Source organism: Sulfitobacter sp. R86518, assembly GCF_042466275.1.
In the GTDB taxonomy this organism is placed as follows: domain Bacteria; phylum Pseudomonadota; class Alphaproteobacteria; order Rhodobacterales; family Rhodobacteraceae; genus Sulfitobacter; species Sulfitobacter pontiacus.
In genome coordinates this window covers 2,105,423-2,129,768 of record NZ_JAXHCA010000005.1, presented here as the reverse complement: position 1 = coordinate 2,129,768, position 24,346 = coordinate 2,105,423, and the positions used below count along the sequence as shown (strand labels likewise).

Sequence of the window (24,346 nt, the reverse complement as noted above, 5' to 3'; positions counted from 1 at the left end):
GACGATGAGTGGCGCTCTTGAGCGCATTGAGAAAGATCTTAGGCAACTGCATGGTGCCGCCAAAAATGGCCAGCTTGACGTGCCCGACGGCAACAAAATCACCATCATGCTCTTGGGCCGTTATCACAAGGATAATCCCGCCAGCTTCAACAGCTGGAAGCGCGCCTATGGCGATCAACTTGAGCTCCGTTATTCTACTGCCCATGCCGCAAAAGGCCTCGAGGCTGACTATGTGATGCTTCTCAATGTCACCGAGGGCTTGATGGGTTTTCCAAGCCAAATAGTTGACGACCCTGCATTGCAGCTCGCGATGCCAGAGCCCGATGACTTCCCACTGGCTGAGGAGCGCCGCCTTTTCTATGTTGCCCTGACACGCGCCCGTCGACAAACACGCATCTACACATTGCAGGACAAGCCTTCGAGGTTTGTCGTCGAGCTCGCCAAAGACGGGCACACCGAGATCAAAAGCGAAAAGGCTACGTTGAAGGTCTGCCCAAAATGCGGGGCTGGCACACTGAGCCAAAAGAACGGACGATTTGGACCGTTTGAAGCGTGCAGCGCGCATCCAGAATGTGATTATACCAAGCGACTACTTTCGGGTGGTAGAGGCAGCGCTTCTGCAGTGAAATCCATTCGACTAAAAGACCCCATAGCTGAAAGGGCGAAATGCCCAACATGCAATCAAGGCAATATGGTTCTCCGAATGGGGCCAGACGACGAACCGTTCCTTGGGTGCTCTTCCTTCCCTCGTTGTCGAACAACAGCACAAGTCACCAAACGGCAAAACGGGAACGGAAAAAGGGGCACTGGGCACTAGTAGGCCACCCACTCATATCCGTGGTTGCCTTCGTGATCTTCCCATTCAACACCCACCCCGCGCCGCCAGTTCGATGACGAACAGCGCCGTGACGGCAGGACCCATTGTGGAGCGGCCGCTGGTGTTGTGCGTTGCCAGCCGAATTCGCCTTGTGTGCCGTAGGTCCCGAGGCGCATGTTGTAACTCTCAGAGCAATCATCGTCGCGGCCACGTTCGCGATGACTGTAGTACCGCACATCCCAGACGCGGATCGAGCGCACGAAGTCGAATTCCAAGCCACTGATGTCGATATCGGCACCGTCTTCGACCACCTGAGCCAGGATGATTTGGCCGAGCGTCTGACCTGTTTGGTTGCTGGCCTCCCAGATTTTAGGGGTCGTACTTTGCAGCGGCGCGCGCTCAGAAACACCCATCGGGCAACGCCAGATTTGCAAAGGCGGCTCAATCGGCCATGGCGTGATCCGACGGATAAACACGGCACGGGCATGGGCGCATTCTGCTGACGCGGGCCATCCACCGGCCAGGCAAAGCAGAATGGCACAATCGACCTGATAGGCTTTCGCCGCTTGTGGAGCCACGGTTGAAAGCAAAGCCAAAACCGTTCCGGCAGTCCAATTTCTGATAAGTCTGCGCCACATATCAATATACGCCTTTTGATGTCATTACTACATTATTGATAGCTTACGTTCACACTCCACCTTTACACCATATGCGAGTATCCATTTTGCGAGGCTCGCGCGCGTTTTGTGGAATATATTCCGTAGAGCAATCTCAGCGATCTGGCCGAATACAGGCCATGAGATTGAGGGAAGAAGTAGGGTTAAATATCCGGAATCTAAGAAATTCCAAAGGTATGAGCCAAGAACAGCTAGCTTTGGCTGCGGACGTGGACCGCAGCTACATCAGCGAGATCGAACTCGCCAAGAATTCAGTATCAATCGATATTCTGGAGCAGATTGCGCTTGCCCTTGATGTTGCTCCCAAGGAATTGCTTAACGAGAGGGGCTAGTTATGCCCGAACATGAAAGTGTTCGCTCAACGGCCGAAGCCATCGGCCGCATTACGTGTATCAAGACAGGCGAAGAAATCGGTCTGCTGTATCAGTGGGATAACGGCGACTTACAGCCTTGCCTATCTGACGACAGCTATCACAGAATACAAATCTCAATAACCCAAAAAGAAGAATCCGATACTAGCCAGTTCGCTGCTAGGGGTGACGTATGATCAAGTTGTAGTTGCCACAGTCATCACAACCGCTAATAATCCGACTAAATCTGTAGGACAGATGAGGCTTCACGCAGCCATCGTAAAGCGGTCAGAGTGTGCAAAGTTATGTCTCTCGATTATATTTTTCGTACCAAATAGCCTTAGTTTGATCTACTTGCCTTTTTATGTTGACCTCGTCCACCCGCTCCGAAACTGGAACACCAATGAATGAAAAAATACGAAACATTTCCTTTCTGTAGTCCTTGCAAAGGTCTTCATAATAGACCGTCTTAAGCGGCAACCCCCAATCAGAAACTAACTCATCAAGAAAAAGCTCCAAACAGTTCAAGTACTGGATTGTGTTAGAAATACGTTTGCGATTGTACTCAATCGATTGAGACGGTCTACTTTTTTCCTGAGACACAGAATTCCACTCTGGATCAACAATCCACTGATTTGTTTCCTTAGCCAAAATCAATGATATAGCCTGCTTTACGCAGTCGCGACGGCGTATTCTCACTAGTTTTTCGATAGATAATTGGTGACGAATGTTTGTTAACCGGAGGTGATCCAAAAAAAAGTGACTGGCGTGCATTTTCAGCCCAAAAACACCATTTGGCGATGTCCTAACTTCCATCAAACGCCGAAAATACTCCTCAATGCTACCAAACGCTACAACTGCTCCACTTCGCCATGCATTCTCGCTTACCAGGTTCTCTTTAGTAAGTGCAAAACGCAAGGAAAAGTCTTCCATAAACTGCTTTGTCAAATACTCTTCCGGTGCTCCTGCGACCCCAGATTGCCACAACGCGCGAACCAACATGTTGCTACCGCTTCTAGGCGTGGACAACAGCAAATATGAGATATTTGGTGTTCCGCCCCAAGTTGGAAAATCAAACTCAGCCCTATTAGTTTCAAAGTTCATGATTGCCCTCAAGGGTCAGAGTAAAACAAGGTCGATCCCGAAATTCGATCCTTGTATGCAACAAGCTGTGGCGATTTTCTTGTTAGATCATGGAAGCGCTTCACTTGAAGGCTCTTAGCAGAAAAATTGTTTGGATCTGGAATGTACGCAACCCCATTCCATGGGAAGCATGAACCAAGTTGAGGTACTGCAACTTGACCTTCCTTTGCATGGATAGTTGTTCGCATCGAGTCCGGAAAAACCCTATTCAGCACATCGTGCCTTTTTAGAACAATGTTCTCTGCTGCATAATGAATAGCAATCTCCGTTGCTTTCACTTCTAAGTCCCGGTGTAACCCTTTAACGTTTTCGGACTCGTCGCCCTGAAGGGATTCCCAGTTGCAAATTTTCCAAAGCTCATCCGCAGTCACATAAGTTTCAAACTCTCGAGTGGATTGATTCTGCCTCATCCCCCGCTTGAGAACTGCGAACGCTTTGCTCAAATTTTCATCATCTGAAACCGAAATTTCTTGAATTCTATTTAGAATCAGATCCTTGTCGCGGTCGAAAGCTGTAGAACAACCTTGTCTATAATGTAGCATGATCTCCTCAAGATCCAGTATCGAAAGGGTTCCAGACAGATTCATTGCAGTTCTCTCAAGACGAATTTTTTCGAAGTAAGATTCTGCCTGTTCGCGTGGTATCCCAAACATATCGGCATAGAAATTCCCATCTGCGGCAATCAGCCAGTCAACGCCCCAAGGATGAAATTGATAAAATGCCAACGATAATAGATGCAGCCGGATTAGAAGAGCGATCTCACCAAGATCAAATGCGTCTGCTGTGGCAGGACCAACTCTCAGACGGCTTTGATCTTTGAAAGGAAAGGACGGTAAAACACAGAGAAGCCTGTTTTCGCCTTCTGCCCATTCTTCTATTCGTCGGGACAATTCCTCAAACGGCGCAAAACCAGCATTCTTTTTGTTTCCCAAGCCGTCGTCGGTCAAGAGACGCTTGAAATTTTCAAAAAGGTCCTGATCTGTATGACGGTCAGTTGCCTCATGGTAAGGATACAACATCTCACGCTCGCAACTAAGCATGTAGTGAGCAAATATGTCTCTTTCGATGTACCTTTCAGCTATGATCTCTGGCAGTCCGGGAGCCGGCCTTCTTTCCTCACCGCTGCTAAACTCACCCTTCACGAATGCCAGGAACGCATCGTCGATCCAGCTTTTCGTGGGTGCCTCCTTGACGTGCAAGTGATCAATGTCCTCGAATGAGTACTCCATCGGCGAAAAGGATGCCCCACTTAAAGGATCAAAGCTCTGAACCCTTTTCCTGCAGATGGCCTTTCCTGGAACTCGCGCGCTCCAAATGCGCTCAAGCTTTGAAAGTGGAGAAAAATGACCAAACGGCTCAACCAGCTTTTGATTTTCTACAGTCACGATGCATAGCTTCCTTGCAAATTTTGGCTAAGGCCTAGTAGGTTCAATTTATGGTAAATAATGCACTTTGTATCGCGCACAGCAACCACAATGATCTGGGCCGTTTTCCGGCAACGCTCTCTGAAATCGGCTTCACCCATGAAAGGGTTAACTTCCTCGTGGGGCAAAAGCCACTCCACGGGTCCGATCTGTATGATGGGGTCGTAGTGTTCGGCGGGATGGATTCGTTGGCACAAGGCCTTGGAAAGGGTTACCAACCAGAGCTTCGCTTTCTAGAGAGCTGCATCGAGCACGGCGTGCCAATCATAGGTATTTGCCTTGGTGGCCAATTGCTTTCCAAGATCTATGGAGGGGCCCCCACAGTGAAGACAGCCCAACGGCCTGAGATCGGATTTTGTGAAATAAAACCATCGGCCGCCGCGCCGCAAGATCTCTGGAACCACCGAAAGTTCTTCCAGTGGCATTGGGATGATATGCCCTGCCCTGCGGAGGGAATTAACCTTGGCTCGACTGATGAATTTGAGTGCCAAGCCTTCTCTGTGGATAAATCGTTAGCTCTACAATTTCATCCTGACGCGACACCGACGACGGTGGCTGCTTGGATGGATCTAGGTGAAGGTACAGTGACTCAACATAGTGAGAAATCGAAAGCTCATCACGTAGAAGAGGCGTTCCGCTATGAGACGGCGGTGCAAAAGTGGACCGCAGATTTACTACGCTACTGGTTCGGAGTTGAAACAAAAACATGACTAAGAAATTTGAGGGTGAAAAGCAACTAGGCAAAGGCTTAGCCACAGCGACAGGCGGGGCGCTAGTTGGAGCGGCAATTGGGGGCCCTGCAGGCGCAGTAGTTGGCGGTGCAGTGGGCCCCTTGGCAGACTATTTGCTGCAAGTTAGAGCTCGTAGACAAGAGCGTGCGGAAGCTTTGGCAATCAAAGCAGCGGATTTCGCAGGCCTGTCCTTGGATGACTTCTTTAAGAAACTTATGGAAAAATCAAGTGTATCTGACCTAGGTCATCGGCTGCTAGAAATTGCGTCTAAACACGAACAGCCAGACCGAGACAACGCAATCGCATATTTGATTTCACAGGCGCTTGGCGACGAGGAAACAAGCGACTTTGGCTCTACCGAAATTCTCGCTGATATTCTATCAGAACTTAGGGGGCCTCACATCGAAGTCCTTCTATTCATTGACCAGAAAAAAATCGACGATCCACATTCTGTGATGTCCCCCGAGAAACTGATAGCTGGTTTCCCGGCCTATAAGGACGTTGTACGTTCAATGGTACGGACCTTGGAGCACCATGGTTTGATATTGGACGCCAACCGTCTGTCTGACCCACCGACGAACGAGATAGCCTGGGAACTTAGTGATCTAGGTAAGGCCTTGGTCGACATAGTTTTAAATGCACGAAAGGTTTTCAAGAACGATGGCTAATCGAATACATCTCAATAATGCGGGCGCGTCTCTTGTGTCCAATCAAACTCTTGACGTCATGATTTCCTATTTGCGACTTGAACAAGAAATCGGGGGCTACGAAGCAGCTGCACAAGAACACGACAGAATAGAGGATTTCTATTCGACGGCGGCTAAATTGCTCAAGTGTCAACCCGATAAAATTGCGTTTGCAGATAGTGCCACTCGCGCTTGGAACACGATTTTGTTCTCCATGAAACTTGGTGAAGGCGACAAAATCGTTACGGTCTCGACAGAGTTCGGAAGCAATGTAGTTTCGTTGCAAGCACTTTCTGAACGCACTGGCGCGGAACTAATCGTCCTTGATTTGGACAATCATGGAAAACTCGATCTTCAACATCTTGATGACCATATTGATGAGCGGCTTAAGCTGGTAGCCTTGTCGCACGCACCGGCACAGAATGGTAGCGTAATAAACGCTCGAGAAATCGGAAAGCAGCTTGAAGGTAGTGAAGCGTTCTATCTGCTTGATGCATGCCAATCAGTGGGGCAATTTGACGTTGAAGTTGATGATATTGGGTGCGACGCGCTCGTTGGTACTGGAAGAAAATGGCTAAGGGGACCACGGGGAACTGGATTTATTTATGCAAATGATAGATTTGCTACTTCGCTTCAGTCCGTATCGGTGGACTTAGCGAACGCCGATTGGCTGGCATCCCCTGAATCAGGCTCCCAGGTTTCGTTTTTTAAGAAAGCACAACGACTTCAAACATGGGAACGCTCACTAGCAGGGCAACTCGGTTTGGCAAACGCTATGTTCGAATATATGTCAGCGAATGCTAAGGGTGCAATCACCTCTGCGATCCAGGAATTTCGAGAGATGATAGCTGATGCAGTGTCAAAAAACCCAAAGCTTGTTCTGTACCCCGGTGGCAACTCAGAGAGCGGTGTTATAACCTTCTATAGTCACGAAATTGATGCAGCTGAATTAAAAAAGTATTACGCGGACCTTAATATTAACGTTTCAACTTTGAGTGACTGGGACGCCCCATGGGATTTCACCAACAAGGGTCTACCAACTCTGCTTAGGGTGTCTCCACACTATATAAATTCTAATGAAGATATAGAAAAATTCATTAGGGCTACGGAAAAGATATAAATGTTAGAAACTATTTTACGCTACGCTCGTGACGTGCACAGTCACTTTGAAGCCAATGGCGCTGACGGGCAGTCTGCAAGCCTTAGGGGTATCATCACTAAGAGAAAGAAAGCTGGCAGAACGCTATTCATTGAATTAGTTGATGTAACAGGAAAAATTCAAATTTTAATGAGTGCAGATCGCTTCACAGATGATGAATACGAAAACAAATGCGTATCCCTCCGGAAAGGTGACATCATCGCAGTGAAAGGGTCTGTAGGAGAAAGCGATAGTTCGAAGACCACGTCGATTTTTGCGTCACATCCCCCTGAAGTAGTGTTGATAAACGCGGAGAACTCCCATGAACTGGGAGATAAACCATATCTTGCGTCTGGTACGTTGATGATACAGGCTCAAATAGTACAAGTTTTGGAACAGAAGCTTCGATCTTTGGGTTTTCTAGAAATTGAGCCAAGGCTGATGTCTACGGAGTGGAGGGGCAATGGACTTGAGCCGTTGCGCGCTCAGTATCCAGGCTTCGGCCACAACGTATTTCTTGTACCGTCGCCTTTGCCCCAATTATTTGAAGCTCTCATTTCCACTGGCTACAAATCGATATTCGCCACAAGCAAATGCCTCTCAACAAGTTATCGTGATGTCCATTCAAGCACAGAAGCCACAACAGTTTTTGCAGTGGAGCGCCAGCCTATTGATGCCAACGTGCCACTTCAACCTGTTTGGACGACCGCAATGGATTGTCTGACTGATATTTTCTCGAGAACTGGAAACGCGCTCCCTGACATTTCTAAAATCTTCGAAGAGAGATCATATAAGTTGTCGGAAGCAGATTGGCCCAACTCAAAGCTGTTTGGAGACGGCCTGACTGTACAAAGAGTAAAGGCTCCGGCCATCCCCGAACGACTACCAACGGTAGAAGCAACAACTCTGTCAGATGTGGAAATCGTCGATTATGCACGGATCGCTCTAGAACATGAGGGCAATCGATACACTCTCGCTGAGGCAACACTCGAAGTTCGGTTCGATGCCTTGAAAGTTGTTACAACGACTATACACACTGAACATCTACTGGGGTTGTTTTCGACCGCGCCCTTCAGGTCTTTGCGAACCTCAACTTTTTGGGATGATTGAGCCATGCCGATTCTAGATATATTTGGGCACCGAGAGACATTGGGTGATGCAAGAGATGAGATTCTTTTCCTAAGACAATTCGTTGCCGATGAACTTAGCGTCGAGGAGTGGCCAATGGATGAAAGTCACATAAGTTTGCGAATTCACGAGATTGAGGGCGCACTCATCGGTGAAGTGGAACTAGTCATCACCGCGCACTTTTTTGCGGACCGCATCAAATCGAAAGACAGGATTTGTTTCAACATCCGAGAAAAGCTGGAAAATAGATGGAATAAGCAAGTTCGTGTTTGGCTAAAACTCGTTGAGTTAGGATACGGCGTCAAGAACGAAGAGTAGATATCTTGGTCAGCGCTGGAGCCCTTTAATGAAGCCGGGTAAATCGTGCAGGAAATATAGTTGACACAATTCTACGCAGTTTCGTGCCAGCTTGGTTTTTTCATAATTCCTACACCTCATTCACGCCCCCAAACACGCGCCGAACCTGCACTTGTCCCAAGCGCCTGTTCGAAGACCGCACCTAGCTCATGGTCTACGCAACGAAAATGCTAGTCGACGTCCGCGGAATAGAACTCTACGTTTCGCAGCAACAGGTTAGCCCCCACGTCATCGGTATTGGTCGGCATAAAGGGCGGCACGGGCGGCAGGCAACTGCCCGCGATCGAAGCTGACCCCCAACTCAGAACGACCATAACCACCCATGTTTGTTTCAAACGCACCATATTATCTTGGCTCAGCCACTCCGTTGCAGTAAATTCGTTTCAAAGCATGAAAGGTGCACTACATCAAAATACACCTATTGATTGCATAATTATAATATTGTATCGGTTGGGTAGTCCATGAGGGACTGCCGGGCCAATGCACAATTCTGCAAGGCTCGATCCTATGAATTTGATGCAAGACGCCCCCAATGTTGTCAGCGAAGAAGGGCTGCGCACACTGCTTGCCGAAGGACATTCGGCGGATGTCGTGTGCCGAGTTACGCCCACACGTACAGGTGCCCAGTGGTCCGGGGTTTGGACCGTGCATTGCGTCTCGCCAGACGGCGAGACGCGCCGCTTGCTCGTTACCGCGCGCAACAACATGGCTGCGCGAGAGTTCAAGACAATCAACGGCTTATCCAGCTTCCTTGCCGGGCTCGGCGCTTCGATCATTTCTATCCCCATGTTTGAGGGCAAAGTCGCCTCTCACAAACTGGACGACGCGGGCTAAACCACTTGCCGTCCTCGCAGCACTCTTTGCTGCCCCCGCCTATTCTGAAGGCTTCGTGCTTTCCATGCGTGCAGATGGTCAGTTGGAGACCAAAGCACCGCAATCAGGTTTCGCGCAAAGCTACGTCGACGGGATTGGTGCAAACCCACCAGAGCTAATCGTGTTTGCAGCGCCTGAGCCTGAAACACAGCCTCCCACACCTGCCCGCGCGATCCCGCGTCCCGAAATCCTCGACGCCCTTGAAAGCACCGCACATCGCTATGGCGGGCACCCCGCATTGCGCCGCGCGGGTCTGTCTGTTTCCGAATGGCAGGCGCTCTTCCAAGCGAATATCGAGATTGAAAGCGCCTATCGCCCGAACGCGCGCAGTTCCGCAGGCGCGATTGGCCTTGGGCAGTTGATGCCCGCGACGGCCGCGCAACTCGGTGTGGATCCCCATGATTGGCAGGCCAACCTCGATGGCTCTGCACGCTACCTTCTCATGATGCTGGCGCAGTTCGGCACGCCTGAGCTTGCTCTTGCCGCCTACAACGCGGGGCCAGACGCGGTCGCGCGTCACGGCGGCATCCCTCCCTACCAAGAAACCCAAAATCACGTGCGCCGCGTCATGGCCGTGCGTGATCGACTGACTGGAGCCTCCTGATGCACACACAAATCCGCACGATCCTGTCGCTGGCTCTGGCCAGCTTGATGGTTGCCAATCCCGCCATTGCGCAGAGCATCGACCTTTCGCCGGTCCAAAACCTGCTGCAAGGCATCGTCGACACGATCACCGGTCCCCTGGGCATTGTTATCGGCACCTTGGCCCTGATTGGTGTGTTCCTCTCCTGGCTCTTTGGCATTCTGGATTTCCGCCAAGCCCTCTGGGTGCTTGTTGCCATTGCAGGCATCGCAGCTGCGCCCACCATCGTGACCGCCATCTGGGGCGCGTAAATCCGGCATGGCAACGCAAACCCGCCTCTTCCTGGGCCTGATCCGGCCGCCAAAGCTCATCGGCTTGCCCATCATGTATGCCATGGTTTGGCTGTTCGGGTTTGTGTTGCTGTTTCTGTGGGTTCAGAGCTGGCCGGTGATCATCATTGCCGCTCTGGCCTATCCCGCGTTGTGGAAAGCGGCAGATTGGGATCCGGCCTTTCTTGAGGTGATGGTCACCGCCCTGCAGGAAACGCCCCCGACGCCAAACCGCAAGATCCATTCAGGGGACAGCTATGCTCAGTGATCCTTCGGATGATCTTGCCGTGCTACCGGACTGGGCGCGCAAAGAGCGCCCGATGGCCAGCATGCTTCCATATGTCAGCCTCGTGAATGACGTGACGGTCCGCACGCGCGGCAATGCTCTGTTACAGTGCCTACGCCTTGATGGCGTCAACAGCATTGAATCGCCCCGGATTTACCGGAGACCTATAGCTTCATTTCACGCGACCATATCGAGCACGTCGTGCTGTGCATAGAAGTTCTGTTCAGCCTCTGCTGGCGGGATGTTTCCGATGGGACCAAGTAGACGCCGGTTGTTGAACCAATCGACCCAGCCGAGGGTGGCCAGTTCCAGATCCTGCATGTTGCGCCACGGTCCTTGGCGATGGACCAGCTCTGTTTTGTAGAGACCGTTAATTGTCTCAGCGAGGGCGTTATCATAGGAATCCCCGACGCTGCCTACCGACGGTTCGATGCCAGCCTCAGCCAAACGCTCGGTGTAACGAATGGACAAATATTGACCGCCGCGATCCGAATGGTGAACCAATCCACTTTTCTGGACCGGCCGTCGGTCATGCAGGGCCTGCTCCAAAGCATCGAGAACAAAGTCCGTTTTGGCGGATCGTGAGACCCGCCATCCGACGATGCGATCAGCAAACGTATCGATGACGAAGGCCACATAGACAAAGCCCTGCCACGTCGACACATACGTAAAATCGCTGACCCAGAGAAGGTTCGGAGCTGGTGCTCGGAACACGCGGTTCACCTTGTCACGCGGACAAGGCGCTGACGTGTCAGGCACGGTTGTTTTGACCACCTTGCCCCGCACAGCCCCACGGATGCCAATCTGTTTCATCAACCGTTGCACCGTGCATCTTGCAACCTCAAAGCCCTCACGTTTCAACTGATGCCAGGCCTTGCGCACCCCGTAGACCTGATAATTCTCATCCCAGACACGTTTGATCTCCGGGCGCAGCTCTGTATCCCGCTGATACCGGGCAGAAGCTTTGGCCGGATCAGCGAGGCATGCCAGACGATGGTAATAAGTTGACGGCGCAATCGGCAACACCCTGCAGATTGACTCGACACCGTAAACAGCCCTTTGATCATCAATGAAGCCGATCATCGCTTGAGTGGGCGGTCGAGTTCCGCCTGCGCAAAATAAGCTGATGCCTTGCGGAGAATTTCATTCGCTTGGCGCAGCTCACGGTTTTCCCGTTCCAGCGTCTTGATGCGATCACGCTCTTCGGTTGTCACTCCGTCGCGCATGCCGCTGTCCTTCTCAGCCTGCTTGACCCATCCGCTCAAGGTTTGGGGAATACAGCCGATCTTGGGTGCAATGGCCGCGATCGCGCCCGCCTGCGTTTCGTAGGAGCCTTGATGCTCGAACACCATTCGGACCGCGCGAGCGCGGACCTCTGGCGAGTAGCGATTTGCCATTTTGCTTTTTGTCATAACCATCATCCTTACTTAAGTTGATGGTCTCCGACAAACTCGGGGCGATTCAGAAGGAAACCAAAAAGCCGCTGCGCTCTAACGGCCGTCACGCCGTCACTGCGGAATTTCATTCGAGTATTGAGGCCGTCCAGAAAGCTGTGCTCGTCGAGGACGAGCCGGATGACCGGAAGATCAGCGCCAAGTCCCATCCGCGTAAGGTCAATCGGGGAGCGTTGCCGAAATATCTACCGCGCATCGAAGAAGTGATCGTAGCATACCTTTGTTCTGATGCCAGCGAGGCAATAATAGCAGTTTCCAACGGCAAAAAGTGACTACTTGAAACCGAAAGTTTTCAAGGGATTAGAGCGTCGCTAGCGGACGGGAAACTCCTGTACAGCCCATTTGTTGTTTAGAACTTCATCAACACATCGCTAGTTCCAACCGGGAAGAAGCCAAGTCTCTCATATAGCATTTCTGCCGTCCCACCTTTTTCAGCGGCTAGGCCGATCGTTGGGGTGCCTCTTTTTAGCGCTCGGCGGGCCACCTCACGGATCAGCGCTGATGCGTGTCCGCGATTTCGGCTATCTCTTGCAGTAATAACGTCTTGCAAGCGGCAGAGACCACCAGCATCAAAGTACCCAAGCGCCGAGGCTAGCTGGTCCGGCTTTTCAGCATGAGGGATTCCAAGCCAAGAGATACCTGTTCTGCGGGATACAACGACTGTCTTGGCAAAAAGGTCATAAAATGAATTCTCGTCCTCAAACCAGTTTTGGTCACTGGCTTCGTCCAAATGAAGTAGTCTAAGAACAGATTGGTCATCCGGTTTACTCATTGAAAGATCGCGAAACCCCTCATCCAAGCTGTTGCTCGCAACATCCGCACAGCGAGCCACCAAATAAACCTCTGTTATTGAATGAAACCCCACCTCCTCAGCTTCAACGCGCAAAGTATCAGGCAAAGAACAATCTTCGAACGACAACGTTACATGGGCATAGTCTGCAGCCGGAAATTCTTCATGAAAAGCTGCAACCCATCCTTGGATATTTCGGGCTGCTGGTTGAGAAATCGCCAAACCGTTGCCCGCATAAAAGCCGGGAAATTCCTCCGCCTTGTAGGTCCGATAACCGTCGCTCTCGCTATAGCTGCAAATGGCCTTCATCAATACTCGCTCACTGGCCTGAACCATAGCACATAGGCTATTCTCTCGTGCCGCGGCATCTAGATTGCCAGCAGTCGCGTTGCTACTTGGATCCATATCTAAACCTGCTTCTCACCCAGAGCGATTTCGGTCACCGCCATCGTTTGAAAGTCAATCACCCACTTAGTATCGGCGCTACGAGGGCGGTGCAGACGAGTCAAGTAATGAATTGCATCCGACGCCATCATGGCAGCTATCATGCTATTGTAAGGCCCATGAGAAGACCTGCAAACATGCTCCCCAGACCAATCGCGCAGATCATCTGAAAGCTCCGCTTGTATAGAAGACTTTAAATTTCGTAATTTTTCATTTGCCTGGCCTTTCAAAAGTGGCCCCCAATAGCCTCGATTCAACCCTAGACCTCCGGTCAGGAAAGCTGCGCCTTGGCGATCTGCAAAGTCCGCAACCAACGCTTCGATGTCATTTGGAGTGTCAGCGCAATTGATTATCAAATCCAAGGTATAAGCGTTCAAAACGTCGAATTCTCCTGGCCCCACAATATAGCGGTCAATGATCGTCAAATTCAAATCGGGTGCCTTAGCCAATAGCGCACTTCTAGTTGATGCGACCTTGCTGCTACCGATGTCTGTCATGTTGAACTGGTATTGCCGATTGAGATTCGACCTCTCAACGCGGTCACCGTCCACCAAAACAAAATTGGTTACACCACTGCCCACCAAGTGTTCCAACACTTGCCCGCCCAATCCTCCAACTCCAATCACGCACACATGCGCGCGCTGCAGCCTTTTGAGCGCACGTTGAGGCCGCGCAGTAAGACTGGACAGCCAACCGTAAGTCTGGTTGTGGCGTTCGTTGATTTCGTCCGGTTCAACTTCAACCAATAGCAGCTTGTCGGACAATAGTTGCCGCATTAACGCCGTAACCCAATCCGGATCAAATGTCGCGAGAATGGATTGAAAGGTCGTTCCAGACGTAAGTGCTGACGTCACCTTTTCTAATGCCGCGGTGTCGCCATCTATCTTAAGCGCCGTCGTTTCTGACACAATCCAGCAAGCGCACTTTTGCCACTTAATATGCACGTCACGCGGGAAAGCAATCTTCGCCTCAGGCGGTAGCATAAATCAGGAGGTCAGTCCTTTGCTCAGCTACGGTGGACCAGATCAAACAGCTGGCCGGTTTCGACAGACCTAAAGCGCAACTGACCGCTACCTACCTTTACCGCATCCGTGCCTTTGTTTTCTTTCAAGAATTTTGCAGTCTCTTCGAGCAAATCAGCAAGTTGGTCATCTTCAAGGTCCCAACCTTCAATACTGATCGAGGGAGCCGTTTCTTGGACGGATACAAGTTCAGTCTTTTTTTCTTCTGACATCAAAAACTCCTTAAGTTGAACTTCAACACCACCAATAAGTCAAATTGGCAGCTTTGTCAGCAGTTATGATTGCCAAACGCCTTCCGGTCATCGCATACTATGAAAAACTGCATAAGACGCTTTCAAGGCGAGGCTGCCCAGTGCCTCCCTTAACTTGGACAAGCCTGAAAGTTTGATCAACCAAGTTGAAAGTTATTTGGCAGCGCTCTCGCGGCGTTTATTGAATAAAGAAAAGGTGGAAAGCTCACTAAAAGGGGAAGGGCTACGGAACGCACTGAGGACAATAGCTTGACGATTGAATTGGACGTCCTGCCAGCGCCTCCAAGAAGGGGGCGTGCATTGGATTTCGCCGGCAGGCAAGTCGCGGTTTTTAATAACAGACGGATGTTCGAGGCACTTGTCGGTGGGCAAGGCGGACCGTTGGGACTACTAACAGATGCCACGACTTCTGATTGCGGATGGACTTGGAAGCTTTACCCGGATCCCAACAACACTTGGTCGGATGGTGAGCCAATTTCCATCGACAAGCTTGCACTTTCCTTTGAGAACGAACGGAGCATTGAACGGATCGCTAACGCCAATGGGATAATAACCTTGCATATGAAGCGGCCGATTGCATGTTTCGAAGCAGTCCTAACGTCAGACTTGTTTTCAGTGCACAGTAACTCCCGCAGTCTTGGGCCTTATGACTTGGTGATTGACAAACCTGGGAAGTGTCTCGGCATGAAAAAAAATGCTGTGGGTGATCGGATCTGGCCTGATGGCCCTGATATTGTGACTTTTGCAATCTTACGGGATCCCGCACGCGGACTGCGCGCATTCGAGCGCGGCTTAATCGATGTTACTAGCAATCCCAATCTACCTGTCTCAGCTATTCCAAAATACACTGGAACAGCTTCGCTCATACAAGGAGATATGCTGCTAGCAGGTGCGCTTTTCTTCACAAACTCGATGCTCATGCAGCCGAATGCAACCAATTTTCGGCGCGCTATTTCGACTGCTCTCGACCGCCCTGCGATTGCGAAGGTATGCGACGATACAGTGCGGCCTCTGTGGTCCTTATTCGAATTATGGGCTCCGGAAGCCGCAGCTCCGGCAGCGGAAACAAACTCATCTGAAGTTTTTTTTCCCAAAAGAGACCTAACGCTCGCGTATGCAAACTTTCCTCCAAATGACACGGTCGTAGACCAATTGTCCGATCAGCTTGCGCGCGCTTTAGGATTGAACATCAGTCTTCGGGCTTTGAATTATCAAGATTTCCTAGACTGTCTCGCGGCGCCAGATGTGGACCTCGTTTACTCTCTGATCCAACCGCCCTTCGACGACCCAACAAGTTTGGGGCAAATGTTCGGAAGCGACAGCTGGCTTGGGCGGACCAGTGAAGCTTTCGTCTCAACCCTGCAGAACGCGCAGGCGGTCTTGGAACCACTCGATCGCCTAGAAGCCTGCATGCCTGCGCAAGATATGCTAAATGAAGTTATGCCTCTGGTCCCGATTTTGAGAGTTCGATCGAGATGCCTTGTGTCGCCTCGTGCTGCAGGGTTCAGGATAGAGCGCGATGGCGTTTTGCGTCCCGCATCCGGAGAGAGGCTACCAACGTGACAGTTGCAATTTTCTTTCCTCCGATAGTGAGTTCAGGTTTTGGAGCCTACTATCCGTCGTTGGCTGTTTTGTCTGGCCACCTCACAGCGTGGGGGCACAAAGTACAACAGTTCGACCTAAACACTGAGGCAGCGGAGTACCTTTTGGCTCCAGAACACCTCGAGAGACTCGGTCAAGGATATTTCTTTGACGAGTCCGATAAGGGAGACGACACCGCGGCAATGCCAAGTACCGCAGCGCGGTTGATACAAAAGAACCGGGCGCTCTTGTATTCTGATAACGGTGGGATCCAGTTCGCAGAAAGAGCCTCTGCCCCCGGGTACTTGTTGTCAGCCCTATCGCAACCCTTTCAATTTGACGAGACTGTTCCAGAGACCCTGGCGGTCTTGTCAGAACAAGGGGTTCTAGTGAGATGGTACAGTGCTTTCTACAAATCCCTCAATCTTACGGAACGCATTGCGACTGATGTAGCGTTAATCGGGATTTCCGTACCTATGGGTCCCCAATTGTTGCCTGCATTAATTCTCTGCCTACATCTCAAGCGTCTGCGTCCCAAAGCAAAAGTTATCTTTGGCGGACCGACGATGAGCCTTATGCAAGACGAGGCGTTGGCGCTTTTGCTGGACCAATGCCGAGAAGTTGACGCGGTGGTTCGTTACGATGGCGAAGGGCCAATAGCGATGCTTGCAGATCAAGCTCTTTCCGAGGATTGGGAGCCGACCAAGGTTCCGGGTACATCAGCCCTGGTAAGAGAACGCGTTCGCCACCTTCCGCCAGCACCTGGACCGAAACTCGCTGAGATTCCGTTTGCCGACTATGATCCAGCTTTGGTGAGGCGGCTGGAAAAGCCTGAACTTGGTATCATCCAGACTCGAGGATGTTATTGGGGGCGTTGCGCCTATTGTGACTTCGTCGAACTTTATGAGGGAAGTCCTAAGTATCGTGGACGCTCGGCTAACAGTTTTGTGGCCGAGGTCGAGGCGCAGATTTCAAAGCACAAAACACGAAAATTCTCTTTGATCACCGAAGCAATCCCGCCCAGCTTTGCGTTGCGTTTCTCAAAGCTAATATTGGACAAAGGTATAGATATATCGTGGAATTCCTTCGCGATGGTCGACCGACACTTCTCACCAGAGCATTTCGAAGCAATGGCCGCCTCTGGTTGTGACCACTTGGTCATCGGACTTGAAACGATGAGCGATCGAGTACTGCAGGGAGTCGAGAAATACGCCACATGCGACGACAACGAAGCATTTCTAAGAGATGCCAGTGAAGCAGGAATATCGCTGTACATCAATTTGATACCAAATTTACCAACGACCACTTATCAGGACGCTATTGATAGTCTGAACAAGCTTGAAGAGATTGCGCACACTTTGACTAGCGTCGCGGTCTTCCCTTTTGAGGCAACTCGTTCTTCCCAAATTGGTCGGACTCCTGAGAAATTTGGTCTGAAGCTTGCAAAGACAGAGACCTCGGAAGGCCAAGCGCTCTTCGCTGACAATCACCTTTCAGTCGAAGACCCCGCCATGAGTGCGGATGAGCTACAGGAGGTAATTGTACTTTACCAGGACTTTGCCGATCGTGTCAGCGCACGTCAAAACCACAAGACGACAACGCCCCGCGAAAAAGCGGTTGGTGTTGGCTCAAGGCGTCGCTTGCTTGTTGCAGAAAATGACGTTGATTTGCAGTGCAATGGAGATGAGTTGCATATTTTCAACTGGAGAACCCGCGAAAAATGGGTGGCTTCACAGGGCCTTTTGCCGATTTATGAGCGTGCGCAAAGCTTCAGCAACGGTTTTTGTTACGACGACCTGATTGGTAACGCGCACAATCCTGACGAGTTGGTCTTTCTTATCGATGTTATGTCCTCAAAAGGCATATTCCTCCCATTTGATCAGTAGGTTGCCTGCATTGAACGCCGCCTCTTCACAATCTAACCGCCTCTCGGGAATGTGGGCTAACTGGATCAACGAACGTCATACTTCGCCGGATACCTTCGCCCAAGCCCAAGATGCCATCCGAGCCGGAGAGGCGGCGCTCCCGTTCAAAGGTTTGTGGAAAGAGGTACCTTTCTTAGCATTGTCGAAGGCGGTTCCTAATTTGACTTGGGAGAAAATGCGCGTACTGCGCGATGGCGGAGCCGCGGTTCGTCAAGTGACTGAGCTGGAGTTCTACGCGTCTCCGCAAGCTCTCCGCTTCAGTGCTCATGACCGAGCAATTTGCCTCGATGAGGCGCTCAATGGCAACGGTACTCTTACAGAGATTGAGCAAAAGGCCCTCAGGTATTTCTTTGCCTTCGCCATACTGACACCGGCGCTATCAACATGGGTGTCGATGGTTTTGGATACTGACCAGATAAGCGCGACTAGTGTTGAGTTTACTCGGTATGCCTCAGAAGATTTCATTTCGCCCCACACGGACGCTGTAGGTACACGGGTTGCAAACTTGGTGACGTATTTCGATCAGGAAAATCTGCACGCAGGAGGTGGGGTTCTGGTTGCCCGCAATAAAGCCGGACAAGAACGAACCTTCCTCCCTTCAAGCCGCGACGCGGTGCTGTTGCCGGTTCACCCAGAGCAAACACACTGGGTCACGCCATGGAAGAATGAAGTGGGAAGATACACTGTTAGCATCGGCTTTAGCCGAGGCTCTGCTTAGTGGATGAAGGCAAATAGCGTTCTCACCACAGTTCGAGAGGACCGTCGGAATGTTCTCATTGCGACATGTCCCAGATCAATTGACCCAGTGGTTATGAGTGCTTCGCGAGGCCGGGTGGTCAAGGATAAACACTTTGGTCGAAGCTTACACACCTGGAAACCGATTGCATTGTTTATGTCTCAGTGCTCAGAGAGCAGGCTGACCATTAATCTTAACAGCAGAAGATCAGAATGAGGTTGCTGCAGCCTCATATGTACCGAATTAAGCTGCGAAGCCTTCGATTTGTTCTAGGTATGTTCAGCAATCAGAAACACGGCGTTGAGGATCTGAGTTTGGCCGTCAATCTCTGGGTTGGCTCGTCAAAGCTGGCCTGGAACGCTGCAACTACTGTGCTGGGCCTGCAGATTGCGCGCAGTAAATATGATCTACAGACCATAAAACGGAAATATGATCTGCGGATCATACAGCATGAAAGGCAGCCGCCCGATGTCGCACGCCAGCAGCAATGGCTTCCGCCAATGGCTGTGGAAACCCATCCGGCAGGTCTGCGAGTGACTTGTCCAAGGCGGGTTCAAGCTCCGTCGCGACGCTCGACAAGACCTCTTCCGCCAGCGCCACACCAAAACCTGCCACCTTCGCAGCCTGTAGGAAATGGCGCGGCACCACCTCGTTGATCCGGTAGTGTCCATCGACGGCCATCGCGAGGCGCATCCGGTTCTGGCGGATTTGACCGTCATCCACGGCTTTCTGAGCGCTCAGCACATCATAGAGCGGGGTCATGCGGAACCCGCCAGGGCGCAATGCGATGCTGAAATTCTTAGCGTGCCCGTCTGTCGCCCCTAAAAGCCAAAACAGCACTTGCGCGCGGAAGAACACGCGCTGATCCGCCTCGGGGTCATCACTGCCTGTCAGCAACCCGATTCCTTCGGTGATCCCCGGCCCGCCATCCATTTGATATTTTTGGCTGGGTGGGACTGAGAGCGCCTGACAAAAATCCTCCTGCGGGAGGCGGATCAAGCGGCCATCTTTGGTCCAGCGCCGATCAAACCGCGTCACGACAAGGCTTCGTACGTCTTCGAAGTCAGTAATTTCGACCTCTGCTACATCCAAACCCATGGCGCGACAGAAGCTCATGCAGAAAAACTCGTTCTCAACACTGTCAGACAAATCAATCCCCGCTGGTAAAACACCTAGCTGGGTCTTGAAGATATGGGTCGTAGGAGTGAGCCCCGATGGACGGATCCACGCGCCCTCGTGGCGCAGCAGCGCTGTTTTCTCCTGCGCCCCTGCGATTGAAATGCGAAAGTCGTCTTCCTCATCCAGACCGAGCGGAGCGCTCGCGAGGTTGCGCAGCATATCCGCAATCTGTGCCTCGGAAACGGGCTCGCCCCCGAACGCGCCAACCTCGGGCATCTCCCCCGAAACAAACTGCAAAGCCCCCACGCAATCGCGCCCGATCTTCTCCAGCATGTGCCATGCGTCCGTACCGCCAGCACGCACCCGAGCGGCAACGCGTTCGCGTATCGCCTGATTATCCGGCAGCAGGTTTTCCAAATAAGCGATTACAGGTCCGCCTAGGTGAGCCTCTTCGCGCAAAGGCAGTGACTGCGAGATGGGCATGGCGTGTTCCCACGACAGCCAGTCCGGATCATATGTGAAGCTGATTGCGCCTGAACCTGCAAGACGCAAGGCACCCACCAATCGTCCATTCAGAAGCACCTGCATCGTGCCACTACGCCCGTGTTTGGCCATCAGAAGATATCCTCGATCTCAAGCGAGCCACCGCGCTCCACCAATCGGAACTCAAGCCCAAGTGCCGCCATGACAGCGAGCACAGTGGCAAGCTTGGTTCCCGCGTCGCCATTCTCCAGCGACGAAATCGTCGCAACGCGCAAATTCGTGCGCGCACTGATATCGCTTTGGGTCCAGCCGCGCGCTTTGCGCGTCCGGCGGAATGCCTCGCCGATCTGCTCGGCCGTTCGTGCTGTGAGGTCCATGATATGGCTCCTTTTACGGCGCAGAGTAAATCAAAGTAAATTGCGCTGCAACGTAAAAATATAAATTTTGCGCCACAGCGTAACATGCGAGCTGCACTCACACCTGCAACCCCGCAGCGCGCGCCTGTTCGGGCGTTACCAGCTTTGACGCGATCAAGTCTTCGATCTGGCGGTTCGTGATATGGCGGCACAGGGGATGGCGCTCGTGGATCCACTCGGCGAGGCTCGCACGGCCTTTGACTTCGGCCTCTCGTGTTTTCTCGCGGTCGGCCTGGATCTGAACCAGTCCCTTCTCCCATCGGCGCATCTTGAACCAATTGTCCGAGAAGCAGACCTTGCTGCGCGTGTAGCCTTCGCTTTCCTTGGCATAGGCTCTGACCGCCTGAAGCAGGTCATCGGGCTCCACTCCGGCCTTCACAGCTGCTGCGATCAGGCGCAGACTGGTTCGCCGGTCTCGGATCCTGTCCTCGGGATAGGCCGCCAGGATCTTGTCAAATTCAAGATCTTCAACCTCCTCCGCTGCCTCGCGCCTGCGCGTAGGTGGTTTATGGATGGTTTTAGGATGGTTTGGGGTCCACCGTGAACCCCGTACCCCGTTCACCATGGACCCCGTACCGGGTTCAGGCTGGACGGGGTTCACAGTGACCCCCGTCTCAATGTCGGGCTCGGCTGTGGGTTCGAGAGCAGCCACGCGCTCCAGAACGATGCGGTAAATGACGGTGTAGCCGTTCTTGCAGTGCCGCCGCCCTGTCTCGATCAGAATGCCTTCTCGCAAGAAGTCGATGATGGTGCGCTTCACCGTGCTTTCGCTAAGCTCTGTGTGGCGCTGGATCGTCCCCTTGGAACACCAGATGCCCGAGCCATCATCGCTCGCCTTGTCGGCCAGGAACATGATGATCTGCTTGCGCGCGGCGCTGCCAAAGCGGCGCTCGGCGCATTCGTTTGCGATGCGCCAACTCATTGGATTACCTCACCGGTCAGAGGCCAGGAAAAAGCCGACTGAGCATTTGCGATACGGCACTGGCCCATGCTAATGTGCAGTGAAAGCTGACAGGCTTTTTCTATTTGGCCCCGGTTCACAGTTGCCGCTGTGACGGGGCCTTTTTCGTTTTGAACCGGCGAATTTGGCTTTGAAACTTTCGCTTTTTGTTCACTTTTTGTCAGGGGGTGTTTTGCACCCTTAAGTCGTTGTTTTCGCTTACGCTCTTTCTGGATTGCAAATCCGTGTACAGGAGTTCGATTCTCCTACTCGCCTCCACTATATTTCCCTCTCTAAATTATGTTTCTCACAGGCTGGCCGCGCGTGGCATGCGTCGTGGCTATGGCATCCTCTATGTTTTAACCGTATTATCCGCCAAACACGGAAAATTGCGCCTATTGACCCGACTGGCCGTTGCCCGGCGGGCGGTGATGTGGCATCTCACGAGACAAATAACTGAACGAAAGAGTTTAGCTGATGACAGATTTCACAGCCCGCCGCACCATGATGGTTGATACTCAGGTGCGCCCTTCGGATGTTACCAAGTTCCCGATAATTGATGCGATGCTCAAGGTGGCGCGCGAGGATTTTGTGCCGGTGGCCCGCCGTGAGGCAGCTTATCTGGGCGAAAACATCAGCTTGGGCGAAGGGCGCGTGCTGCTTGAGCCGCGGACGCTGGCCAAGATGCTGGACGATCTTGGGGTCGAGAATGACGAGCTGGTGCTCGATATCGGCTGTGGCTACGGCTATTCCTCTGCCGTGATCGCACATATGGCCGAAGCGGTCGTCGCCGTCGAGGATGACGAGCAGATGGCGAAAGAAGCGCAGGAAACCCTGATCAACGCGGATATCGACAATGTCATCGTGCACCACGGCCCGCTGGCCGAAGGGGCGCAGCAACATGGGCCCTATGATGTAGTGATCGTGCAAGGCGGCGTCGCCGACGTGCCCGAAGCTCTGTTGGCGCAGCTCAAGGATGGCGGGCGGATCGCTTGCCTGTTCATGGACGGCCCCCTGGGCGAGGTGCGTTTGGGCTACAAAAGCGAACGTGGCATCAGCTGGCGCAAAAGTTTCAACGCCGCCGCACCTGTCCTGGACGGGTTTACCCGCGCGAAAGAATTCCAGCTTTAAGCTATCAGAACTGCTGCAGATGACGGCAGATGCAGTGACACCGATGGAGTGTGAAATATGATGAATACGGGCAAGATGCGGTCTGTCCGCAGCATGATCGCGGCGTCCTGCGTCGGTTTGGGGCTGCTGGCACCGATGGCCACACAGGCAGAGACATTGGCCGATGCGCTGGTCGGGGCCTATAACAACTCGGGCCTGCTGGACCAGAACCGCGCCGTGTTGCGCGCCGCAGACGAAGATGTGGCGATCGCGAAATCCGCGCTCAAGCCGGTGCTACAGTGGACGGGGAACCTGACACAATCCTACAACCGGTCGGTCAGCGGTGGTGGCACAACACCGGCAGGTTTTAAGAACTCCACCGATTCACTGACGACATCGGTGAACCTTGTGGCGTCGCTGCTGGTCTATGACTTCGGGTCGTCGCGCTATTCGATCGAGGCGGCAAAAGAAACCGTGCTTGCCACGCGCGAAACGCTGGTCAGCGCCGAACAGCAGATTCTGCTGCGCGCGGTTGATGCCTATATGACCGTGATCCAGACGCAGCAGCTTGTCTCTCTGGCCGAGAATAACGTGCGGGTTCTGACGCAGGAATTGCGGGCTGCCCGTGACCGTTTCGAAGTGGGGGAGGTGACTCGCACCGACGTATCGCTGGCCGAAGCACAGCTGGCCGCCGCACGCAGCAATCTTGCCGGTGCGCAGGGCGATTTCATCAGCGCGAAAGCCTATTACAAGGTGGCCGTGGGGCGCGAGCCCGGTCGTCTAAGCCCGCCACCAAGCCTGCCGAAACTGTCCAACAGCATCGCCACGGCCAAGGCACTGGCGGTGCGTCAGCACCCCGATATCCTGACCGTCCAGCACCAGGTCGCGGCTGCCGATCTGCTGGTACGCAGCAACGAAACCGCGCTGAAGCCCAATGTCTCGGTGCAGGGGTCTTACGGTCTGACCGAGACGTTTGATTCCCAAGCCTCGACACGCAGCGGGTCGATCGGCTTTCAGGTCGGGCAAACGATCTATCAAGGCGGTGCCTTGTCGGCCGGTGTTCGCAAAAGCCAGGCGCAGCGCGACGCACAGCGCGGCAATCTGCATGTTGTGGTTAAAGACGTGGAACGCGCGGTCAGCGATGCCTATGCGGGGCTTGCCTCCGCCCGGGCGCAGATCGAAGCCTCCCAGCGTCAGGTTCGCGCCGCACAGATCGCCTTTGACGGTATCCGCGAGGAAGCCAGCTTGGGCGCGCGCACCACACTTGATGTGCTGGACGCAGAGCAATCCTTGCTCGACGCCCGTTCTGCCCGTGTGTCGGCGCAATCGCAGCTTTATGTTGCGGCCTATTCCGTGCTCTCCGCGACGGGTCAGCTGACCGCGCAGGACCTGAAACTGCCGGTGCAAATCTATGATCCATCCGCCTATTATAATATGGTTAAGGACGGCCCGACAAAATACTCCAAAGAGGGGAAGCAGTTGGATCGTGTGCTGAAGGCGCTGCAAAAAGACTGACATTTTCACCACCCCCATTGTGAGAAGCCAACCTTCGG

The 24,346-nt window shown here is 52.6% G+C and carries 28 protein-coding genes, 1 pseudogene and 1 other annotated feature; of the genes and pseudogenes, 19 read left to right on the top strand and 10 right to left on the bottom strand.

Annotation, left to right across the window (positions count from 1 at the left end):
• Positions 1 to 4 precede the first annotated feature (4 nt).
• Positions 5 to 817 (top strand): topoisomerase DNA-binding C4 zinc finger domain-containing protein, encoded by an 813-nt coding sequence (locus SJY36_RS11305; RefSeq protein ID WP_386175150.1) that lies wholly within the window; start codon positions 5 to 7, stop codon positions 815 to 817.
• Here SJY36_RS11305 and SJY36_RS11300 read toward each other — a convergent pair.
• Positions 814 to 1,455: a hypothetical protein gene (locus tag SJY36_RS11300; protein WP_386175147.1), complete on the bottom strand. Its 642-nt coding sequence runs from the start codon at positions 1,453 to 1,455 to the stop codon at positions 814 to 816. The genes SJY36_RS11305 and SJY36_RS11300 overlap by 4 nt on opposite strands.
• 71 nt (positions 1,456 to 1,526) lie before the next feature.
• Between SJY36_RS11300 and SJY36_RS11295 the strand changes: the two genes are divergently transcribed.
• Together SJY36_RS11295 and SJY36_RS11290 are read left to right on the top strand one after the other, a co-directional pair.
• The gene (locus SJY36_RS11295) at positions 1,527 to 1,826 is read left to right on the top strand and encodes a helix-turn-helix transcriptional regulator (protein WP_366140679.1); all 300 of its coding nucleotides are present in this window, start codon (positions 1,527 to 1,529) and stop codon (positions 1,824 to 1,826) included.
• Positions 1,827 to 1,828: 2 nt separating this feature from the next.
• A complete protein-coding gene (locus SJY36_RS11290) occupies positions 1,829 to 2,041 on the top strand; it encodes a hypothetical protein (protein WP_386175143.1) in 213 nt (70 codons plus the stop codon).
• Between the two features lie 106 nt (positions 2,042 to 2,147).
• On the opposite strand, the gene SJY36_RS11285 is transcribed toward SJY36_RS11290, so the two are convergent.
• Positions 2,148 to 2,948 carry a Stf0 family sulfotransferase gene (locus SJY36_RS11285; protein WP_386175140.1) on the bottom strand — a complete coding sequence of 267 codons (801 nt, stop codon included), beginning with the start codon at positions 2,946 to 2,948 and terminating at the stop codon, positions 2,148 to 2,150.
• 8 nt (positions 2,949 to 2,956) lie between these two features.
• Positions 2,957 to 4,372 carry an L-tyrosine/L-tryptophan isonitrile synthase family protein gene (locus SJY36_RS11280; protein WP_386175137.1) on the bottom strand — a complete coding sequence of 472 codons (1,416 nt, stop codon included), beginning with the start codon at positions 4,370 to 4,372 and terminating at the stop codon, positions 2,957 to 2,959.
• Positions 4,373 to 4,422: 50 nt separating this feature from the next.
• On the opposite strand from SJY36_RS11280, the gene SJY36_RS11275 reads away from it, so the two are divergent.
• The 10 genes and pseudogenes from SJY36_RS11275 to SJY36_RS11230 all read left to right on the top strand — a co-directional run.
• A complete protein-coding gene (locus tag SJY36_RS11275; RefSeq protein ID WP_386175134.1) occupies positions 4,423 to 5,121 on the top strand; it encodes a type 1 glutamine amidotransferase in 699 nt (232 codons plus the stop codon).
• Positions 5,118 to 5,810 carry a hypothetical protein gene (locus SJY36_RS11270; protein WP_386175131.1) on the top strand — a complete coding sequence of 231 codons (693 nt, stop codon included), beginning with the start codon at positions 5,118 to 5,120 and terminating at the stop codon, positions 5,808 to 5,810. Before SJY36_RS11275 ends, SJY36_RS11270 begins: the two co-directional genes overlap by 4 nt.
• The gene (locus tag SJY36_RS11265; RefSeq protein ID WP_386175128.1) at positions 5,779 to 6,948 is read left to right on the top strand and encodes an aminotransferase class V-fold PLP-dependent enzyme; all 1,170 of its coding nucleotides are present in this window, start codon (positions 5,779 to 5,781) and stop codon (positions 6,946 to 6,948) included. The genes SJY36_RS11270 and SJY36_RS11265 overlap by 32 nt, the downstream gene beginning before the upstream one ends.
• On the top strand, positions 6,949 to 8,076 hold the full coding sequence (locus tag SJY36_RS11260) for an OB-fold nucleic acid binding domain-containing protein (protein ID WP_386175125.1): 1,128 nt from the start codon (positions 6,949 to 6,951) through the stop codon (positions 8,074 to 8,076). It abuts the gene before it with no gap.
• Positions 8,077 to 8,079: 3 nt separating this feature from the next.
• Positions 8,080 to 8,412 carry a hypothetical protein gene (locus SJY36_RS11255; RefSeq protein ID WP_386175123.1) on the top strand — a complete coding sequence of 111 codons (333 nt, stop codon included), beginning with the start codon at positions 8,080 to 8,082 and terminating at the stop codon, positions 8,410 to 8,412.
• A gap of 546 nt (positions 8,413 to 8,958) precedes the next feature.
• Positions 8,959 to 9,285, top strand: a complete 327-nt coding sequence (locus SJY36_RS11250) for a hypothetical protein (protein WP_386175121.1) — start codon at positions 8,959 to 8,961, stop codon at positions 9,283 to 9,285.
• A 64-nt stretch (positions 9,286 to 9,349) separates the two neighbouring features.
• Complete coding sequence (locus SJY36_RS11245) at positions 9,350 to 9,928, top strand: lytic transglycosylase domain-containing protein (protein ID WP_386175118.1); 579 nt, start codon at positions 9,350 to 9,352, stop codon at positions 9,926 to 9,928.
• On the top strand, positions 9,928 to 10,218 hold the full coding sequence (locus tag SJY36_RS11240) for a TrbC/VirB2 family protein (protein WP_386175115.1): 291 nt from the start codon (positions 9,928 to 9,930) through the stop codon (positions 10,216 to 10,218). The genes SJY36_RS11245 and SJY36_RS11240 overlap by 1 nt, the downstream gene beginning before the upstream one ends.
• Before the next feature lie 7 nt (positions 10,219 to 10,225).
• Positions 10,226 to 10,504: a type IV secretion system protein VirB3 gene (locus tag SJY36_RS11235; protein ID WP_386175112.1), complete on the top strand. Its 279-nt coding sequence runs from the start codon at positions 10,226 to 10,228 to the stop codon at positions 10,502 to 10,504.
• Positions 10,494 to 10,712: pseudogene (locus SJY36_RS11230) on the top strand (type IV secretion system protein B4); the annotation flags it as partial. The gene SJY36_RS11235 and the pseudogene SJY36_RS11230, both read left to right, overlap by 11 nt.
• On the opposite strand, the gene SJY36_RS11225 reads toward SJY36_RS11230, so the two are convergent.
• A protein-coding gene (locus SJY36_RS11225) for an IS3 family transposase (RefSeq protein ID WP_386172136.1) occupies positions 10,700 to 11,934 on the bottom strand; the annotation gives its coding sequence in 2 pieces (ribosomal slippage) (positions 10,700 to 11,640 and positions 11,640 to 11,934; 1,236 coding nt in all). The pseudogene SJY36_RS11230 and the gene SJY36_RS11225 overlap by 13 nt on opposite strands.
• Positions 11,531 to 11,647, bottom strand: a sequence feature (AL1L pseudoknot). It overlaps the preceding gene by 117 nt.
• 23 nt (positions 11,935 to 11,957) lie before the next feature.
• On the opposite strand from SJY36_RS11225, the gene SJY36_RS11220 reads away from it, so the two are divergent.
• Positions 11,958 to 12,248, top strand: a complete 291-nt coding sequence (locus tag SJY36_RS11220) for a hypothetical protein (RefSeq protein WP_386175110.1) — start codon at positions 11,958 to 11,960, stop codon at positions 12,246 to 12,248.
• 77 nt (positions 12,249 to 12,325) lie between these two features.
• On the opposite strand, the gene SJY36_RS11215 is transcribed toward SJY36_RS11220, so the two are convergent.
• The 3 genes from SJY36_RS11215 to SJY36_RS11205 form a co-directional block, all read right to left on the bottom strand.
• The gene (locus SJY36_RS11215; protein ID WP_386175107.1) at positions 12,326 to 13,102 is read right to left on the bottom strand and encodes a GNAT family N-acetyltransferase; all 777 of its coding nucleotides are present in this window, start codon (positions 13,100 to 13,102) and stop codon (positions 12,326 to 12,328) included.
• Positions 13,103 to 13,173: 71 nt separating this feature from the next.
• Entirely contained in the window at positions 13,174 to 14,193 is a 1,020-nt protein-coding gene (locus tag SJY36_RS11210) for a HesA/MoeB/ThiF family protein (RefSeq protein WP_386175104.1), read from the bottom strand.
• Positions 14,194 to 14,216: 23 nt separating this feature from the next.
• Positions 14,217 to 14,444, bottom strand: coding sequence for a hypothetical protein (locus SJY36_RS11205; RefSeq protein WP_386175102.1), 228 nt, complete (start codon positions 14,442 to 14,444; stop codon positions 14,217 to 14,219).
• 288 nt (positions 14,445 to 14,732) lie between these two features.
• Between SJY36_RS11205 and SJY36_RS11200 the strand changes: the two genes are divergently transcribed.
• The 3 genes from SJY36_RS11200 to SJY36_RS11190 are packed head-to-tail and all read left to right on the top strand — an operon-like array spanning position 14,733 to position 18,707.
• On the top strand, positions 14,733 to 16,046 hold the full coding sequence (locus SJY36_RS11200; RefSeq protein ID WP_386175099.1) for an ABC transporter substrate-binding protein: 1,314 nt from the start codon (positions 14,733 to 14,735) through the stop codon (positions 16,044 to 16,046).
• Positions 16,043 to 17,950 (top strand): B12-binding domain-containing radical SAM protein, encoded by a 1,908-nt coding sequence (locus SJY36_RS11195; protein ID WP_386175096.1) that lies wholly within the window; start codon positions 16,043 to 16,045, stop codon positions 17,948 to 17,950. The genes SJY36_RS11200 and SJY36_RS11195 overlap by 4 nt, the downstream gene beginning before the upstream one ends.
• Positions 17,951 to 17,960: 10 nt before the next feature.
• Entirely contained in the window at positions 17,961 to 18,707 is a 747-nt protein-coding gene (locus tag SJY36_RS11190) for a 2OG-Fe(II) oxygenase (RefSeq protein WP_386175093.1), read from the top strand.
• 459 nt (positions 18,708 to 19,166) lie between these two features.
• Here the strand turns inward: SJY36_RS11190 and SJY36_RS11185 are convergent, their stop codons facing one another.
• The 3 genes from SJY36_RS11185 to SJY36_RS11175 form a co-directional block, all read right to left on the bottom strand.
• Entirely contained in the window at positions 19,167 to 20,459 is a 1,293-nt protein-coding gene (locus SJY36_RS11185; protein ID WP_386175090.1) for a type II toxin-antitoxin system HipA family toxin, read from the bottom strand.
• Entirely contained in the window at positions 20,459 to 20,704 is a 246-nt protein-coding gene (locus SJY36_RS11180; RefSeq protein WP_148056145.1) for a helix-turn-helix domain-containing protein, read from the bottom strand. Before SJY36_RS11180 ends, SJY36_RS11185 begins: the two co-directional genes overlap by 1 nt.
• A gap of 97 nt (positions 20,705 to 20,801) precedes the next feature.
• Entirely contained in the window at positions 20,802 to 21,665 is an 864-nt protein-coding gene (locus tag SJY36_RS11175; protein WP_386175086.1) for a hypothetical protein, read from the bottom strand.
• Between the two features lie 495 nt (positions 21,666 to 22,160).
• On the opposite strand from SJY36_RS11175, the gene SJY36_RS11170 reads away from it, so the two are divergent.
• Both SJY36_RS11170 and SJY36_RS11165 read left to right on the top strand, forming a co-directional pair.
• Positions 22,161 to 22,814 carry a protein-L-isoaspartate O-methyltransferase gene (locus SJY36_RS11170; RefSeq protein WP_005849328.1) on the top strand — a complete coding sequence of 218 codons (654 nt, stop codon included), beginning with the start codon at positions 22,161 to 22,163 and terminating at the stop codon, positions 22,812 to 22,814.
• A 57-nt stretch (positions 22,815 to 22,871) separates the two neighbouring features.
• The gene (locus SJY36_RS11165) at positions 22,872 to 24,308 is read left to right on the top strand and encodes a TolC family outer membrane protein (protein WP_386175083.1); all 1,437 of its coding nucleotides are present in this window, start codon (positions 22,872 to 22,874) and stop codon (positions 24,306 to 24,308) included.
• Positions 24,309 to 24,346: the final 38 nt, after the last annotated feature.

Bases quoted from the DNA above. Each gene is read 5' to 3' on its own strand.
- SJY36_RS11220 (WP_386175110.1), top strand. From the start codon at position 11,958: ATGGTCTCCGACAAACTCGGGGCGATTCAGAAGGAAACCAAAAAGCCG.
- SJY36_RS11285 (WP_386175140.1), bottom strand. From the start codon at position 2,948: ATGAACTTTGAAACTAATAGGGCTGAGTTTGATTTTCCAACTTGGGGC.
- SJY36_RS11265 (WP_386175128.1), top strand. From the start codon at position 5,779: ATGCACGAAAGGTTTTCAAGAACGATGGCTAATCGAATACATCTCAAT.
- SJY36_RS11210 (WP_386175104.1), bottom strand. From the start codon at position 14,193: ATGCTACCGCCTGAGGCGAAGATTGCTTTCCCGCGTGACGTGCATATT.
- SJY36_RS11250 (WP_386175121.1), top strand. From the start codon at position 8,959: ATGAATTTGATGCAAGACGCCCCCAATGTTGTCAGCGAAGAAGGGCTG.
- SJY36_RS11215 (WP_386175107.1), bottom strand. From the start codon at position 13,102: ATGGTTCAGGCCAGTGAGCGAGTATTGATGAAGGCCATTTGCAGCTAT.
- SJY36_RS11175 (WP_386175086.1), bottom strand. From the start codon at position 21,665: ATGAGTTGGCGCATCGCAAACGAATGCGCCGAGCGCCGCTTTGGCAGC.
- SJY36_RS11300 (WP_386175147.1), bottom strand. From the start codon at position 1,455: ATGTGGCGCAGACTTATCAGAAATTGGACTGCCGGAACGGTTTTGGCT.
- SJY36_RS11245 (WP_386175118.1), top strand. From the start codon at position 9,350: ATGCGTGCAGATGGTCAGTTGGAGACCAAAGCACCGCAATCAGGTTTC.
- SJY36_RS11185 (WP_386175090.1), bottom strand. From the start codon at position 20,459: ATGGCCAAACACGGGCGTAGTGGCACGATGCAGGTGCTTCTGAATGGA.
- SJY36_RS11295 (WP_366140679.1), top strand. From the start codon at position 1,527: ATGCGAGTATCCATTTTGCGAGGCTCGCGCGCGTTTTGTGGAATATAT.
- SJY36_RS11240 (WP_386175115.1), top strand. From the start codon at position 9,928: ATGCACACACAAATCCGCACGATCCTGTCGCTGGCTCTGGCCAGCTTG.
- SJY36_RS11205 (WP_386175102.1), bottom strand. From the start codon at position 14,444: ATGTCAGAAGAAAAAAAGACTGAACTTGTATCCGTCCAAGAAACGGCT.
- SJY36_RS11165 (WP_386175083.1), top strand. From the start codon at position 22,872: ATGATGAATACGGGCAAGATGCGGTCTGTCCGCAGCATGATCGCGGCG.
- SJY36_RS11275 (WP_386175134.1), top strand. From the start codon at position 4,423: ATGGTAAATAATGCACTTTGTATCGCGCACAGCAACCACAATGATCTG.
- SJY36_RS11270 (WP_386175131.1), top strand. From the start codon at position 5,118: ATGACTAAGAAATTTGAGGGTGAAAAGCAACTAGGCAAAGGCTTAGCC.
- SJY36_RS11170 (WP_005849328.1), top strand. From the start codon at position 22,161: ATGACAGATTTCACAGCCCGCCGCACCATGATGGTTGATACTCAGGTG.
- SJY36_RS11305 (WP_386175150.1), top strand. From the start codon at position 5: ATGAGTGGCGCTCTTGAGCGCATTGAGAAAGATCTTAGGCAACTGCAT.
- SJY36_RS11255 (WP_386175123.1), top strand. From the start codon at position 8,080: ATGCCGATTCTAGATATATTTGGGCACCGAGAGACATTGGGTGATGCA.
- SJY36_RS11235 (WP_386175112.1), top strand. From the start codon at position 10,226: ATGGCAACGCAAACCCGCCTCTTCCTGGGCCTGATCCGGCCGCCAAAG.
- SJY36_RS11260 (WP_386175125.1), top strand. From the start codon at position 6,949: ATGTTAGAAACTATTTTACGCTACGCTCGTGACGTGCACAGTCACTTT.
- SJY36_RS11290 (WP_386175143.1), top strand. From the start codon at position 1,829: ATGCCCGAACATGAAAGTGTTCGCTCAACGGCCGAAGCCATCGGCCGC.
- SJY36_RS11180 (WP_148056145.1), bottom strand. From the start codon at position 20,704: ATGGACCTCACAGCACGAACGGCCGAGCAGATCGGCGAGGCATTCCGC.